This window comes from Streptomyces sp. NPDC050418, assembly GCF_044458745.1.
GTDB lineage: Bacteria > Actinomycetota > Actinomycetes > Streptomycetales > Streptomycetaceae > Streptomyces.
This window is the reverse complement of sequence record NZ_JBITIG010000004.1, coordinates 175,131-190,086: the sequence shown is the minus strand read 5'-3', so window position 1 is coordinate 190,086 and position 14,956 is coordinate 175,131. Positions and strand designations below refer to the sequence as shown.

At 71.9% G+C, this 14,956-nt stretch carries 14 protein-coding genes; 5 read left to right on the top strand and 9 right to left on the bottom strand.

The window, feature by feature from the left end; genetic code table 11:
• Positions 1–162 precede the first annotated feature (162 nt).
• Positions 163–1,194: a PAC2 family protein gene (locus ACIBI4_RS11105; protein WP_399203419.1), complete on the top strand. Its 1,032-nt coding sequence runs from the start codon at positions 163–165 to the stop codon at positions 1,192–1,194.
• An 87-nt stretch (positions 1,195–1,281) separates the two neighbouring features.
• Here the strand turns inward: ACIBI4_RS11105 and ACIBI4_RS11100 are convergent, their stop codons facing one another.
• The 5 genes from ACIBI4_RS11100 to ACIBI4_RS11080 form a co-directional block, all read right to left on the bottom strand.
• Positions 1,282–2,268, bottom strand: a complete 987-nt coding sequence (locus ACIBI4_RS11100) for an SMP-30/gluconolactonase/LRE family protein (RefSeq protein WP_399203417.1) — start codon at positions 2,266–2,268, stop codon at positions 1,282–1,284.
• A gap of 162 nt (positions 2,269–2,430) precedes the next feature.
• Positions 2,431–3,660, bottom strand: a complete 1,230-nt coding sequence (gene mshC, locus ACIBI4_RS11095; RefSeq protein WP_399203416.1) for a cysteine--1-D-myo-inosityl 2-amino-2-deoxy-alpha-D-glucopyranoside ligase — start codon at positions 3,658–3,660, stop codon at positions 2,431–2,433.
• A 168-nt stretch (positions 3,661–3,828) separates the two neighbouring features.
• Positions 3,829–4,656 carry an SCO1664 family protein gene (locus ACIBI4_RS11090; protein ID WP_399203415.1) on the bottom strand — a complete coding sequence of 276 codons (828 nt, stop codon included), beginning with the start codon at positions 4,654–4,656 and terminating at the stop codon, positions 3,829–3,831.
• Complete coding sequence (locus ACIBI4_RS11085; protein ID WP_399203414.1) at positions 4,620–5,210, bottom strand: DUF3090 domain-containing protein; 591 nt, start codon at positions 5,208–5,210, stop codon at positions 4,620–4,622. The genes ACIBI4_RS11090 and ACIBI4_RS11085 overlap by 37 nt, the downstream gene beginning before the upstream one ends.
• Positions 5,211–5,298: 88 nt before the next feature.
• The gene (locus ACIBI4_RS11080) at positions 5,299–5,994 is read right to left on the bottom strand and encodes a histidine phosphatase family protein (protein WP_399203413.1); all 696 of its coding nucleotides are present in this window, start codon (positions 5,992–5,994) and stop codon (positions 5,299–5,301) included.
• A 62-nt stretch (positions 5,995–6,056) separates the two neighbouring features.
• Here ACIBI4_RS11080 and corA point away from each other — a divergent pair, with 62 nt between their 5' ends.
• Positions 6,057–7,049, top strand: coding sequence for a magnesium/cobalt transporter CorA (gene corA, locus ACIBI4_RS11075; RefSeq protein ID WP_399203412.1), 993 nt, complete (start codon positions 6,057–6,059; stop codon positions 7,047–7,049).
• A 33-nt stretch (positions 7,050–7,082) separates the two neighbouring features.
• On the opposite strand, the gene ACIBI4_RS11070 is transcribed toward corA, so the two are convergent.
• From ACIBI4_RS11070 to ACIBI4_RS11060, 3 genes are all read right to left on the bottom strand, one after another.
• Complete coding sequence (locus tag ACIBI4_RS11070) at positions 7,083–7,871, bottom strand: ferritin-like domain-containing protein (protein ID WP_399203411.1); 789 nt, start codon at positions 7,869–7,871, stop codon at positions 7,083–7,085.
• A 261-nt stretch (positions 7,872–8,132) separates the two neighbouring features.
• Positions 8,133–9,188, bottom strand: a complete 1,056-nt coding sequence (locus ACIBI4_RS11065) for an LLM class F420-dependent oxidoreductase (protein ID WP_399203410.1) — start codon at positions 9,186–9,188, stop codon at positions 8,133–8,135.
• Positions 9,189–9,234: 46 nt separating this feature from the next.
• On the bottom strand, positions 9,235–10,476 hold the full coding sequence (locus tag ACIBI4_RS11060) for an MFS transporter (protein WP_399203409.1): 1,242 nt from the start codon (positions 10,474–10,476) through the stop codon (positions 9,235–9,237).
• Between the two features lie 163 nt (positions 10,477–10,639).
• Between ACIBI4_RS11060 and ACIBI4_RS11055 the strand changes: the two genes are divergently transcribed.
• Both ACIBI4_RS11055 and ACIBI4_RS11050 read left to right on the top strand, forming a co-directional pair.
• Positions 10,640–11,623, top strand: a complete 984-nt coding sequence (locus ACIBI4_RS11055; protein WP_399203408.1) for an aldo/keto reductase — start codon at positions 10,640–10,642, stop codon at positions 11,621–11,623.
• Positions 11,620–13,857 (top strand): helix-hairpin-helix domain-containing protein, encoded by a 2,238-nt coding sequence (locus tag ACIBI4_RS11050; protein ID WP_399203407.1) that lies wholly within the window; start codon positions 11,620–11,622, stop codon positions 13,855–13,857. The genes ACIBI4_RS11055 and ACIBI4_RS11050 overlap by 4 nt, the downstream gene beginning before the upstream one ends.
• Before the next feature lie 72 nt (positions 13,858–13,929).
• Here ACIBI4_RS11050 and ACIBI4_RS11045 read toward each other — a convergent pair whose 3' ends face one another.
• Positions 13,930–14,574 carry a hypothetical protein gene (locus tag ACIBI4_RS11045; RefSeq protein ID WP_399203406.1) on the bottom strand — a complete coding sequence of 215 codons (645 nt, stop codon included), beginning with the start codon at positions 14,572–14,574 and terminating at the stop codon, positions 13,930–13,932.
• Between the two features lie 47 nt (positions 14,575–14,621).
• Between ACIBI4_RS11045 and ACIBI4_RS11040 the strand changes: the two genes are divergently transcribed.
• Positions 14,622–14,810, top strand: a complete 189-nt coding sequence (locus ACIBI4_RS11040) for a DUF5703 family protein (RefSeq protein WP_399203405.1) — start codon at positions 14,622–14,624, stop codon at positions 14,808–14,810.
• The last annotated feature ends 146 nt before the right edge of the window (positions 14,811–14,956 follow it).

Genomic DNA, 14,956 nt, shown 5'->3' with positions numbered 1-14,956 from the left:
TCGGATGAATTCCGAAGCGGTGGTTTGGAGGGGAAGTCCTCAAGACAAACTCCCCTCACCTTGCCCCGGCCACACGGGCCCCGTGCAAGGGGGCTGCGGAAGGCCCCCGGAATGGCCGTAAGGTTGGGGCGTGCACAGTGCAACGTCGGAAGGAGGCGCTGGGTGATCGAGCTCGAAGGAGTTCCCGAGCTGGTCGACCCGGTCATGGTGGCAGCGTTCGAGGGCTGGAACGACGCCGGCGACGCCGCCTCCACCGCGGTCGCACATCTGGACAAGGAGTGGAAGGGCGAGGTCTTCGCCGCGCTCGACGCAGAGGACTACTACGACTTCCAGGTCAACCGCCCCACCGTCTTCATGGAGGGCGGCACCCGCAAGATCACCTGGCCGACGACCCGGCTCTCCGTGGTCCGCGTGGGCGGCGCCAAGCCGCGCGACCTGGTCCTGGTCCGCGGCATCGAACCGTCCATGCGCTGGCGGTCGTTCTGCAACGAGCTGCTCGGCTTCGCGCATGAGCTCGGGGTCGAACTTGTCGTCATCCTGGGCGCGTTGCTCGGCGACACCCCTCACACCCGGCCCGTCCCGGTCAGCGGAGTGACCTCCGACCCGGATCTGGCCCGCACGATGAACCTGGAGGAGACCCGTTACGAGGGTCCCACCGGCATCGTCGGCGTCCTGCAGGAGGCCTGCACGCACGCGGGCGTGCCCGCCGTCTCCCTGTGGGCCGCGGTGCCGCACTACGTGTCGCAGCCGCCCAACCCCAAGGCCACGATGGCTCTGCTCAACCGCCTGGAGGACCTGATCGACCTCCGGATCCCCCTCGGCGAGCTGCCCGAGGACGCCCGCGCCTGGCAGCTCGGGGTGGACCAGCTGGCCGCCGAGGACAGCGAAGTCGCCGAGTACGTCCAGACGTTGGAGGAGGCCCGGGACACCGCCGAGCTGCCGGAGGCCTCGGGCGAGGCCATCGCACGCGAGTTCGAGCGCTATCTGCGGCGCCGCGACGGCGGGCCCGGGCACGCGTCGGAGGATGGTCCCCCGTTCCTGCGGGACACGGCCCACGAGCGCACCAAGCCGCCCTACCCTCCGGCCGGGGACGCGCCCGCCGGTGAGGCGCGGAGCGGTGAGGCGCGGAGCGGGGAGCGTGCGGAGGAGGCGGACGCGGAGTCCGAGGCCGGGGAGGACGACGGGCAGGAGTGACTCCTGCCGGATCCGGCCTCCGTGGTCGTCGACTGAATGGAATGGGGCGGCCCTCCGCGTGAGGAGCCGCCCCGTTCCGTTGCGGCCTCAGGCCACTGCCACCACGTCGTACTCGGTGTCGGGACCGGGCTGCGGCACGTCGAAGCGGGCGTTCGGCACGTAGATACGGCCGCGCCAGGCCGCCGCGGTCGTCGGGATACGGAAGCGGGCGTCGGTGATCCGGCGGAGCAGCCGCCCTCGCGTACCGGCGTGGTCGAGCTCGAAGACGTCCACCGCGTTCTGCCGGTTCTGCACCACGTACAGCGTGCGGCCGACGAGCAGGAGCCCGTCGCCGTTGGGGGTCTTCGCGCCGCCGAGGTCTACCTCGCGCGCCACGCCCGTGCGCGGGTCGACCCGCAGCAGCGAGCCGCCGTTCGCGAAGGAGTTGACCATCAGGAGCGCGCTGCCGTCCGGGGTCCGCTCGATCCCGTTGGCGGTGAAGTCGGGGCCCTGCTGCCAGTCGCCGCCGAGCGGGAGCACGGTGACCTTGCCCGGGTTCTGGTGGCGGTCGAGGGCGAGCCGGTAGAGCTGCGGCTTGAACGAGTCGGTGAAGTAGGCGGCGCCCCGCAGCGGCAGGACGTCGTTGACGAACGTGCCCTCGGAGCCGACGGTCGCGAGGACCGTGGTACGCCCGCTGCGCGGGTCGGCGATCCGCAGCTCACGGCTGGGGCCGCCGCACAGCAGCAGCTTGCCGCTGTCGAGCAGCTTGAGGCCGATCGTGGGGTGGTCGGCGCCGAGGCCGGGCACGACAACGGCGCCCTTGCCGGTGGCCAGGCTCGCCCGGTACACGCCGCCGTGCGCGATCGAGCCGACGTACGCGTGCGGGGTGCGGCCGATCGTGATGCCCTCGGGCCGGAACCCGTTCGGCAGCCGGAAGCTGCTGGGCCAGGAGGGCTTCGCGCCGGCAGCCGCATACGCAGTGCTGCCGCCCAGACCTCCGATGAGTGCGGCACCGCCGAGTGCGGTGCCCGCACCCAGGAGTCTTCGCCGTGCTAACGAACCGTCCGGTCCAGTGTGTCCGGTACTGAGTGCCATCGGTCGTCCTCTCGTGGTGAATCGCCAGAAAGGGTCAACAGTCGCTCATACCCCATCACATGAGGTCGGTCTCCGCAGGGATTGGATGAAACGGAAGGCGACGAAACATGGAGGCGCCGGAGGGTTCGAACCCTCCGGCGCCTCCATGTCGGACAGATCGGCTCAGAGCGCCACGCCGAGCAGCGCGTCCACGGCGCGGGAAACCACGCCCGGTGCGCCCTCGTCCGTACCGCCCGCCGAGCCCTGCAGCTCGGCCCAGCGGTCGACCGCGACGAGCGCGGCGGGTGCGTCGAGGTCGTTCGCCAGGGCGCCGCGGATCTCCTCGACGACGGCCTCCGCGGCCGGTCCGTCGGGACGCGAGACGGCGGCGCGCCAGCGGTCGAGCCGGGCGACCGCGTCGGCGAGCACCTGGTCGGTCCACTCCCAGTCGGCCCGGTAGTGGTGCGAGAGCAGCGCGAGGCGGATGGCCGCCGGGTCCACACCGTCACGGCGCAGCTTGCTCACGAAGACAAGATTGCCCTTGGACTTGGACATCTTCTCGCCGTCGAGCGCGACCATGCCGGCGTGTACGTACGCCTTGGCCATCGGGAACTCGCCGGTGAGCACCTGCGCGTGCGAGGCGCCCATCTCGTGGTGCGGGAAGGCCAGGTCGGAGCCGCCGCCCTGGACGTCGAAGCCCATACCGAGGTGGTCGAGGGCGATGGCGACGCACTCGATGTGCCAGCCGGGCCGTCCGGCGCCGAGCGAGGCACCGTCCCAGCTGGGCTCGCCCTCGCGGGCGGTCATCCACAGCATCGGGTCCAGCGGGTTCTTCTTGCCGGGGCGCTCGGGGTCGCCGCCGCGCTCCGCGGAGAGCAGCTTCATGGCGGCGGCGTCGAGGTTCGAGACCCTGCCGAAGTTCTGGTCGGATTCGACGGAGAAGTAGATGTCGCCTTCGAGCTCGTAGGCGGCGCCCATGTCCCGCAGGCGCTCCACGAGGGGAACGATGCCGGGTATGGCCTCGACCGCACCGATGTAGTGCTGCGGCGGCAGCATCCGCAGGGCCGTCATGTCCTCGCGGAACAGCGCGGTCTCGCGCTCCGCGAGCCCGACCCAGTCCTCACCGTCGCGGATCGCGCGCTCCAGGAGAGGGTCGTCGACGTCCGTCACGTTCTGCACATAGATGACCTGCCGCTTGGTGTCGAGCCACACGCGCTGCACGAGGTCGAACGCGTTGTAGGTCGCCGCGTGACCCATGTGGGTCGCGTCGTACGGGGTGATGCCGCAGACGTAGATACGGGCGACGGGACCGGGGTCGAGGGTGACGAGCCCACCGGTCGCGGTGTCGTGAATCCTGAGGTCGCGGCCCTTGCCGGGCAGGGCGGGGACCTCGGAAGCGGGCCAGGCATGCATGCCTTGAGCCTAACCGGATGGGTGTTCTGCTTACGACCCGGGTTGCCGATCTTGTCCGGTTCACGTCGTCGTGGGGTCGCCTGCGGCGTGCTCGAATCCGGACTTCGTCCGGATGGCCTCAAACGCCGGCCGGGCTGGATTGCCCGGCCTGGATAAGGCCGGGCTGTTTCACACCGGTGGCCACGGAATGGCGGGCCACTCCCCCGACGGCACAGGGTGGACTCCCGATCGCAGCAGCGCCCGGACCCGCGCCCGGGTCGCCTCCACCTCCCTCGCGGTCAGCAGCTCACCCAGGCGTACCGCCAAGGTTCCCTCGGGGGCGAGCGCCGACGACAGGTCGGTCAGAACGGAAACCGCCCAGGAGGGCAGCGGCTCCCCCGCCCACCCCCACAAAAGCGTCCGCAGCTTGTCCTCCGCGTTGAACGTGACCCCGTGGTCGATCCCGTACAGCCGTCCCTCGGGCGCGGCCAGGAGATGACCGCCCTTGCGGTCCGCGTTGTTGATCACGGCGTCGAGGACCGCCAGACGCCGCAGCCGCTCGTCGTCCGCGTGCACCAGGAGCGCCTGGCGCCCCTCGCCGACCTCAGCGAAGGCCACCGCCTTCCAGCCCTCGCCCGGCTCCTCGGCGTCGAGCAGCGCGAGCAGCTCGGGTCCGGGCTCCTCGGGCGCGTCGATCCAGAGCTGGCACATCCCGGTGCCGTACGGGCCCTCGCGCAGCACGGTCGGCGGGATCAGACCCCAGCCGGTCGCCTCCGAGACCTCGTACGCGGCGACCTCGCGCTCGGCGAGGGTGCCGTCGGGGAAGTCCCACAGGGGCCTCTCCCCGGCGACGGGCTTGTAGACGCACGACGCCGACTCGCCCTCGTACGCGACATCGCAGAGCAGCACGGCGTTGGACGCCTCACGGATCTGCCCGCGCACGGTGAGCTCACCGGAAGCGAGCAGCTCGGGGACGGCGCTCACGCCCCGCGGCGGTATCCGTTCTGGCGCGGACATACGTGTCCTTCCGGGTCGAGCGGCAGACTGCACAGCGGGCACGGCGGACGCCCTGCGTTGACCACGTCGAGGGCCCGCTTGGCGAAGGCTCGTGCCTGGGCGCCGCTGAGGCGGACCCGCAGCATCGGCGGCCCGTTCTCCTCGTCCTGGAGCAGGCGCTCCTCGGCGGCGGCGAGGTCGTCCTCCGTCTCGGCGTCGAGCTCCACGAGGGCCTGCGCCTCGACGATCATCCGCTGGTCGTCGCCGTCCCAGGCCAGCGCCATGGTGCCGACCCGGAACTCCTCCTCGACGGGCGCGTCCAGGGGCGCGGTGTCGGAGTTCTCCGAGGGCGCGACCGCGGGCACCGGCGCGCTGCCGCCGCTGCGCCGTACGACCTCGTCGAGCAGCTCGTCCATCCGCTCGGCCAGCGCCGCGACCTGGGTCTTCTCCAGCGCCACGCTGGTGACCCGCCCGCCGGCCGAGGCCTGCAGGAAAAACGTACGGCGCCCGGGCAGACCCACTGTGCCGGCCACGAAGCGCTCCGGGGGGTCGTACAGGAACACCTGACGGGTCACGGCTGCTGCCACTCCTTGTTGCGGGACTTGCGGGACGGATGCGACGGACGCTTGTCCGCGGACGGTGCCACCCTACTGCGGGCGACGATCACGGTGCGCCCGTGTCTCCCCCGACGGTGGCGTCCCCGTGCTCGGGCTCCTCGGGCGCGGCGGGCGGCGCGAGCGAGCCCAAGTCGCCGGTGTCGCCGAGGCGTACGAGGAAGGGGCGCAGCCGCGTGTAGCGGATCGCGGTCACCGAGCAGGGCTCCACGGAGATCCGCTGGAACAGGTCCAGATGGAGTCCGAGGGCGTCCGCGACAAGGGACTTGATGATGTCGCCGTGCGAGCACATGACGTACGCGGCGTGCGGCCCGAAGTCCCGCTCCACGCGGGTGTTCCACTCGCGTACCGCCTCGGCGGCGCGGTGCTGCATCGCGCGCATCGACTCGCCGCCCGGGAAGGCGGCGGCGGTGGGGTGCTGCTGCACGACGTCCATCAGCGGCTCACCGGCGAGTTCGGCGAGCTTGCGCCCGGACCAGTCGCCGTAGTCGCACTCGGAGATCCGCTCGTCCTCGTACAGCTTCAGGCCGTCCCGCGCGGCGAGCAGCGGCGCGAGGGTCTCCTGGCAGCGCTGCAGCGGGCTGCTCACGGCCAGCGCGAGCGGGATCGCGGCGAGCCGCTCCGGCAGCGCGGCGGCCTGCCCCTGCCCGCGTGCGTCGAGGGCGATCGCGGGCAGCCGCCCGGCGAGCACCCCTTCGGTGTTGGCCGTGGACCGCCCGTGGCGGACGAGAATCAAGGTGGGCATGCGGCAAGGGTAGGTGCCGGGCCTTGCACCACGGGGTGCGCCCGCAGACGTATCGGGGAAAAATGCGCTGCGTGATCGTGGACTGCGCCATCTACCGCGACGGGCGCCGCACCAAGGGCCCGGAGGACTTCTCCGATGCCCTGGAGGAGGCGCGCGCGAGCGGCGACGCCTTCCTGTGGTTGGGGCTGCACGAGCCGGGCGGGGACGAGTTCGCGCTCGTCAGCTCGGAGTTCGGGTTGCATCCGCTGGCGGTCGAGGACGCGCTGGAGGCGCATCAGCGGCCGAAGCTCGAGGTGTACGACGACTCGCTGTTCGTGGTCCTCAAGCCGGTCGCGTACGACATGCAGCACGACGAAGTCTCCACCGAGGAGCTGATGCTGTTCGTCGGCGACTCGTTCGTGGTGACCGTGCGCCATGGCGAGAGCGCCCCGCTCAGCGCGGTGCGCCGGCGTCTGGAGGAGCAGCCCGAGGTGCTGAAGCACGGGCCGACCGCGGTGCTGTACGCGGTGAGCGACGCGGTGGTGGACCACTACATGGAGGTGGCGGCCGAGCTCCATCTGGACCTGGAGACGCTGGAGGAGGAGGTCTTCTCGCCCGGTCCCTCCGACACCAGGACGCTGGCCGCGCGGATCTACAACTTCAAACGCCAGATCCTCGAATTCCGCCGCGCCACCGTCCCGTTGACGACGCCGATGCTCCGCCTCTCGGGTGCGGGCGTCCCCTTCGTGCACGAGCACTCGCAGTTGTTCTTCCGCGATGTGAACGACCATCTGACGCGCGCCAACGAGAGCGTGGACTCCTTGGACCGGCTGTGCTCGGACATCCTCGCGGCGCATCTCGCGCAGACGGGTGTGCGCCAGAACGACGACATGCGCAAGATCTCGGCCTGGGCGGCGATGGCGGCGGTGCCCACCATGGTCGCGGGCATCTACGGCATGAACTTCACGCACATGCCCGAGCTGGACCAGTGGTGGGGCTATCCCGGCGCGCTGGTGGTGATGGGCGGGGCGGTGTACGGCCTGTACCGGCTGTTCAAGCGGCGCGGCTGGCTGTGAACCATCCCTGAGCCCACACCACTTGGCCCGGACTCAGGCGAACTCGGGCGCGGAGGCGGCGGGCCCGCCCAGCGCGTTGCGCCGCTCGGGCATCTTCAGGGACACCATCCGCCGCCAGCCGCCGGCCCGTTCGTACGCGTACACCGCGTGGATGCCCGCCGCGAGGGTCCTCGCCTTGGCCTTCGGCCAGCCGAGGATCGTGCCCATGTGGTCCATGACGGCGAGGCTCACATCGCGGTAGACACGGATCTCCGCGTGCGCGCACTCGTGCAGGATCCGCTGGATGTCCCGGCCGTGCCCCGCGTACGCGAAGCGCAGCAACTCCTCGTGGCAGTACGCGAGGTGGTTGTCCTCGTCGTTGGAGATCATCTTGACCGCGCGGCCGATGTCGGGGTGGTCGGAGAAGTACTTGCGGAGCAGGTCCATCTGCTCGGAGGCGCGCTGCTCGGTGACGCGGCTGTGCGCGAGGTAGGTGATGATGTCCTGCTCGCCGAGCGGCCGGTCGCCCTTGAGCTGCTCGTGGGCGAGACCGATGCCGTTCTTCTCCAGGAGCATCGTGTAGTCGGTCTCGTGCGGGACCTCGCACGGTTCGAGGCCGCGCTTCTTGAGCAGGGCGTTGAAGATCCGCCCGTGCTTGTCCTCGTCGGCGCCGTGGCGCGTGATCTTGGGTGCGAGCGCGCGCTGGCTCTCGGGGACCAGGGCGGCGATCCTCGCGTTCTCCCAGCCGCCCTGGGACTCGCCGCTCGCGGCGATGGAGCAGAACAGCCGGAAGGACTCGTCGTGGTCGAGGATCTCCGTGAACAGGCTCTTGGCCGAAAGCATCAATGCCACCTCCACACAGCGTTCTGCAGTGTTCCGCAAAGAACGAGTCAAATGCGGTGCGAGGTGCCAGGCAACAGTTGTGTCGGACAGTTGCGCCGAAAGGCGTATTCCGTACGTCTCGTGGTTTGTACCCGAGTGGCGGTGGACAGCGGCGTCGAACGGCCGTAACCGTCCCGTCGTTGGCGCGTTGTTCCTCGTGACGGCCGTGGCGGGGAAGACCCCCGAGCCCCCACCACGGCCGCAGAAAATCTTTCGCGGTGATTAGGCCAGTCCGGCGCGCTCCACCGCTTCCACCCCGGCCCGCAGGGCAGCGAGGCGCTCGTCGAGCGTCCAGCCCGCGGGCGCCAGCGTCAGCGTGGTCACCCCGGCCGCGGCGTAGGCCTGCATCCGGTCGGCGATCCGGTCCACGGAGCCGAGCAGCGCGGTCGAGTCGATCAGCTGCTGCGGTACGGCGGCCGCGGCGGCCTCCTTGTCGCCGGCCAGGTACTTGTCCTGGATCTCGGCGGCTTCCTTCTCGTAGCCCATGCGCTGGGCGAGCTGGTTGTAGAAGTTCTGCTTGCGGCTGCCCATGCCGCCCACGTAGAGCGCGGTGTACGGGCGGAAGGTGTCGGCGAGCGCGGAGACGCTGTTGTCGTCGCCGAGCGCGAGCGGCAGCGTCGGGCAGACGTCGAAGCCGTCCATCGTCAGGCCCGCCTTCGCGCGGCCCGCCCGGATGTACTGCAGGGCGGTGTCCTCGAGGTGCTCGGCCGACGGGAAGATCAGCAGGGCGCCCTCGGCGATCTCGCCGGTCTGCTCCAGGTTCTTCGGGCCGATCGCCGCGATGTAGACCGGGATGTGCTCGCGCGCCGGGTGCACGGTCAGCTTGATGGGCTTGCCCGGGCCGCCGGGCAGAGGCAGGGTCCAGTGCTCGCCGTCGTACGACAGCCGCTCGCGGCTCATCGCCTTGCGGACGATCTCCACGTACTCGCGCGTGCGGGCCAGCGGCTTGTCGAACTTGACGCCGTACCAGCCCTCCGAGACCTGCGGGCCCGAGACGCCGAGGCCGAGGCGGAAGCGGCCGCCCGACAGGGAGTCGAGGGTCGCGGCCGTCATCGCGGTCATCGCGGGCTGACGGGCCGGGATCTGGAAGATCGCGGAGCCGACGTCGATCCGTTCCGTCTGGGCCGCGACCCAGGACAGGACCGTCGCCGCGTCCGAGCCGTACGCCTCGGCGGCCCAGCAGACCGAGTAGCCGAGCTTGTCGGCCTCCCTGGCGACCGCCAGGTTGTCCGCGTCCATTCCGGCGCCCCAGTAGCCCAGGTTGATCCCGAGTCGCATCGGCCGCACCCCTTACTGATCAGTAACAGACTGTGTGGTCGGGAGCCTAGCGGGTGGCGTCGGTTTGCGGCAGGGGCTCCGGGTCCGCCTCGGTGGTCACCCGGGCCCTCCGGAAGAGGACCGGGAGCCAGAGCAGGCAGGCCAGGACGGGGACCGCGGCGTAGGCGGCCATGCCCGCACCCGGGCCGAGACCGTCCATGAGCGCGCCCAGGACGAGATAGCCGATGCCGATCAGCACCGACTCCACGAACGTGATCATCGACAGGAGGCTCGCCCGGAAGCGCGACGGCACGGCCTCGTTGAACGCGTTGTCCACGAGCACGGCGGTGACCTCGGGAATCCCGGCCAGGGCCAGGAACGCGGCGGCGGTCACCCAGACGAGACCGAGACCGCTGAGGCCGAGCGCCGCGGCGAGGACCAGGAGGGACACCGGGAGGACGACCCGGTAGCCGATACGCCGCTCCGCGCGCTCCGACAGCAGCGGAGTGAGCCCGCCGACGAGGAATCCCGTCGCTATGACCACGCCGACCCACGCGGTGTCCGCGCCCTGATCGGAGAGGGTCTGCTGGGTGAAGATGATGTACGGCGTCAAGGTCGCGTGCAGCAGTCCCGACACTACGACCAGAGTCACGAGCGCCGGTGTCGCCACCCGGAGCATCGCCCGCCATGCCGTGGCGTCGCCGTGCCCCGCCCCTGCTCCGTCCCGCTCGTCCACGGCGTCCGCGCCGCGGATCTCGGGCACCCGTGCCGTCAGGACCACCACGGACAGGAGCAGACACACCGCCGAACCCGCGTAGACGAATCCCCAGGACATCTGCTGCAGTTGGCCGCCGAGGACGATGGCGGCGCCCGAGGTGACCGTCCCGAGCATGGTGAACCGGGACCTGATCCGTACGTAATCCGCCTCGGCGCCCCGGCGCACGAGCAGGTCGTACAGGAGGGCGGTGTCCGAGCCGGACACACAGGCCATACCCACGCCGTGCCCGATGAACAGCGCCACGAACCACCAGTAGTCGGTGGACGCCAATTGACCGAGCAGGCAGGCGGCGATCAGCACCTGACCGATCACGATGCTCGCTCGTCGGCCGATGCGGTCGGCGATGACGCCGGTCGGCACCTCCGCGAGACCGCTGACCAGGTAGAGCAGCGTCTGCAGCAGGGCCACCTGCCCGGCGGAGAAGCCGCGTTCCAGCAGGAAGAGGACGAAGACGCCCCGCTGGAAAAGGGAGTTGGCGAGCACGGCGTAGAGCAGGAACGGGCGCGTCACACCGCGGGCGTCCTTACGCATCGGTGGCGGGCCTCCGCACTCACGGGTGTCGGGCCTCCGGCGTCGGCCTCCTGTCCATGCCCGCGCACCATACTTGGCGCGTACGGCCATGCTCCGGGCCGGGGCGGCGGAGGTTATCCACAGGGCACCACGTGACCGCTCGCGGCCAGTAACCTCAGCGCCCATGGAGCAGAGGCATCTCGGCCGTACCGGCCTGCGGGTATCCCGGATAGGGCTCGGCACCCTCACATGGGGCCGGGACACCGACGAGCATGACGCCGCCGACCTGTTGAAGGTCTTCTGGGACGCGGGCGGCACCCTCGTCGACACCGCGGACGTGTACGGGGACGGGGATGCCGAGTACGTCCTCGGGCGGCTGATCGACGGTCTGGTGCCGCGCCACGACCTCGTCATCGCCACGAAGGCCGGCAGCGTGCCCGATCCCGACCGGCGGTTCAACGGCTCGCGCGGCCATCTGCTGTCCGCCCTGGACGCCTCGCTGCAGCGGCTCGGCACGGATTACGTGGACGTCTGGCAGGTGCACGCCTTCGATCCCGGGACGCCCCTCGAGGAGACGCTCCAGGCGCTCGACATGGCGGTGGCGAGCGGCCGGGCACGCTATGCGGGGGTGTCCAACTTCAGCGGGTGGCAGCTGGCCAAGGCCGCGACCTGGCAGCTCGCGGCGGCCGGGGTGCGGACCCGGCTCGCCAGTACGCAGATGGAGTACTCGCTGCTGCAGCGCGGCGTCGAGCGCGAGGTGCTGCCCGCCGCGCTGGACCTCGGGGTCGGTCTGCTGCCGTCGTCGCCGCTCGGGCGCGGAGTTCTGACGGGCAAGTACCGGCACTCGACACCGGCCGACTCCCGTGGCGCCTCCGACCACATGGCGCCGTTCGTCGCACCGTATCTGGACGAGGCCGCCTCACGGATCGTGGACGCCGTGGCGACGGCGGCCGACGGGCTCGCCGCGACACCGCTCCAAGTGGCGCTCGCCTGGGTCCGCGACCGGCCCGGCGTGGCCGCGCCGATCGTGGGGGCGCGCACGGCGCAGCAGCTCACGGCGGCATTGTCAGTGGAGACGCTTAGTCTTCCCGATGAGATCTGCCAGGCGCTCGACGATGTGTCCGCGCCCGTGCACCGCTATCCCGATCAGGACTGGAGCACGTTGTGAGTACGGAGTCCGCCGCGGAGGAATCGCGGACCGAGGAGGGGCCGGGGGCCGAGGAAGGGCCGGGGGCCGAGGAAGGGCCGGGGGCCGACGGGGCGTCCGGCCTGGAAGGCTCCTCCGACGCCGCGGGGGCGACGGAGGAGGTGTCGGAGGTTGCCGACGGGGCGGCGGCCGCCGAGGGTGCGCAGTTGTCCGAGGCAGAGGCCGAGCTGGCGGCGCAGCGTGAGCTGCGGGAGCGGATCGATCAGCGCAAGGCCGAGAAGGACGGGCCGATCGCCGCGGGCGGCAAACTGAGCGGTACGGCCGCGGATCTGCTGGCCGCGGTACGGGCGGTGGAGAGCGGCGAAAAGCCCGTGCGGCGCCCGGTGGCCGAGCCCCCGGCGCCGCGCAGGGCCGAGCCGACGCCGACGCAGGCGCCGGCCAGGCCCGCGCCCGCGGCTCCGGTGGCTTCGGCCGCTCCCCCGGCCGAGGCGGTCGCGGCGGTGCGGGCGGTCCTCGACCAGGGCGGTGCGCCCGAGGCGCTCGCCGAGCGGGCGGTCGGGGTGCTCGGCGAGGGCGCGGAGCACCGACTTCGCGAGGATCCATGGCAGTTGCTCCGCGTGACGGGAGTGCGCCCGGACCACGCCGACGGCTTCGCCCTCGCGCTGCTCGGCGCGGACTGCGGTCCGGGGGACGAGCGCCGGGGCCGCGCCCTGACCGGCTGGCTCCTCGAACAGGCCGCGGTCGCGGGCCACACCGCGCTGGATGCCGGACTGCTCACGTCGGCGCTGGCGCAGCGGTCCGTGCCCGATCCCGAGGCCGCGGTGGAGAGCGCCGTCGCCGAGGGGGAAGTCCTCGTGTTCGAGGACGCGTTGGACACCGTCGCTGCCTTGGGTCAGGAAGGTGGCACCACGCAGGACGGCGAGGAGGACGAGGAAGGCGAAGGCCGTCCGGTCCGCGTGCTCTTCGGCCTGGAGCGCTATGCGCTCGCCGAGGAGAGCCTGGCCGACGGACTGGCCCGGGTGATCAACTCCGCGCCGAAGGAGGACGGTTGTCCGCCGGACGCCTGGAGCGCGGCCGCCGCGCAGGTCAAGGGCTCGGCGTCCGAGCTGATCCGCGCGGTGGGCGAGCACAGTCTGGTGCTGCACACCGGGGGTGAGCTGGCGCGGCGCTCGGAGCCGGAGGCCCTGCTCGCCGCGGCGGCGGGCCTGGGACTGCGGGTGTGCGGTCTGGCCCACACCCCCGAGGGGCGTGCCCGGCTGGACCGAGGGCTGAACGGAGAAGGGCCGGCCAAGGGCACGGTCGCCACGGTCGGCGGGCTCCTGGCCGGCACCGAGGGTCCCGGCCGGGACGCCGACGGCGCGCCGGCCGTCGACCTGCTCGTGGTGCTCGACGCCCCTCAGCTGGACGTCGAGAGCGCCGCGATGCTCGTCGAGTCCCTGCCCGACGGGGCCCGTCTCGTCCTCAGCGGCGATCCGGGGCTGCTGTGGTCGGCGGGCGCCGGCCGGGTGTTCGCCGATGTGCTCGCCGCGAAGGTCTGCCCGCAGATCGTCTCGCGCACGCCCGACCCCGGGCCGATCGGCGAGCTCGTCTCCGGGATCGGCATCGGCGAGCTGAACCAGGTCGAGGCGCCGGACAAGGAGGTCGTGATCGTGCCCGCCCGCGACCCCGGCGAGGCGGTGCACCGCACGGTCCAGCTGGTCGCCGACTCGATTCCGCGCGCGTTCGCCATCCCCGCGGAGTCCGCCCAGGTCATCACCACGGGACAGGGCGGCCCGGCCGGTACGCGCGCGCTGAACACGGCGCTCAAGGAGCGCCTCAACCCCGGCCCCGGCCGCTTCGGCGGCTTCGACCCCGGCGACCGGATCGTGCACACGCCGTCCGCGCACCGCACCGTGACGGGGCGCGTCGTGGGCGCCGACGCGCAGGGGCTGCGCCTGGAGTGCGACGGCACCGCCGTGGTCGTACCGAAGGAGCGGGTCGAGTCGTCGGTGCGGCACGCGTGGGCCCTCACCGCACAGGAGGCACTGGGGCGGACCTGGCCCGCGGTCGTGGCCGTCCTGCCCGGGGACGCGGCACAGTCCCTGACACGGGCGTGGGTGTACTCGGCGTTCAGCCGCGCCACCCGCCACCTCTCCGTGGTCCACGGCGTCGAGGGCGCCCTGCCCCACGCGGTCGCCGAGATCCCGGCGAAACCCCGCACGACCCGCTTGGAACGCCTGCTGCGCACCCAGGTACCGAGCCCGGGCACCGGCTGACGGCACCCCACCGGACCGCCGAAAGCCCCTGCGGAGAGCTCTCCGCAGGGGCTGACCCGTCCCGCGATGGGATCAGGTCGACGTACCCGACACGTCCAGCTCCTCGTCGAAGACCGCGCTCACGTCGAAGCGGCACACCACCCGCTGCGCGTCCACCGCATCGAACGGTGCGTCCAGCCACTCGCCCGGCTCCGCCGGCTCCTCCGCGGCGGTCACCCACAGCGTCGAGTCGCCCTCCTCCAGGCCGAACTCCTTGTGCCGTGAGGCGATTTCGTCCGGTTCGAACTCGCCGAACAGCACCCCGAGCGCCATGGGCGTGCTGCTGCCCGCCGACCCGGCCGAAGAGGCCTCGGCGACCGTGTCCGCGTCCAGGTCCGCCACGCGCTGTGCCTGGGCCAGCAGCCGCTGCGGCTCAACGACCGCGTAGTCGCGCCGGATCAGCACGCTCAGCGCACTGGGCTCGGCCGGGCCCGCATACGGCGGCAGCTCGTCCTCGGTGCCGGGGATCTCGAAGGGTGTGACCTCGTCGTAGGCGTCGTAGAGCAGCTCGTCGTACGCCTCCGCCGCGGCGGCCAGCTCGTTGAACGCCTCGTAGACGTCCGGGTCGTCCTCCCCCGACCGTCCCTCGACCGCGGCGAGGTGGCGGTCGAGCGCGGTCTTGACCGCCTCGGCGGCGGCACGTACCTCGGCAGCCGTGGGCTGCGCAGCATCAGACATGGGATAGACGCTATCCGTACCGGGCCGTTGCCCGCACAATAGATGCGATGGCCGAATACGAATTTCTCGACGTGTACGTGCCGCGCGGGGTCTCCCGCAAGGACACGGCTCGCCTGCTGACCGACCATGCCGAGTACGGACACTGGGAGTTGTACCGACTGACCCTGCGCCGCGACGGAAGCCGCCGGGTGCGGCTGCGCCGACGGATCATCCGTCAAGTGCGTGCGACGTGGTGACGTACCGCCGGACGACATGCGACAACGGAGTGGGGGGCCCCCGCCCCCCCGGGGCCCCCCCCCCCGGGGGGGGTGTGGGTGGTGGCGCCGGGGGGGCCCCCGGGGGGGGGGCCGCGGCCGCCCCGCGGCGACCCCCGCGGCCCGGG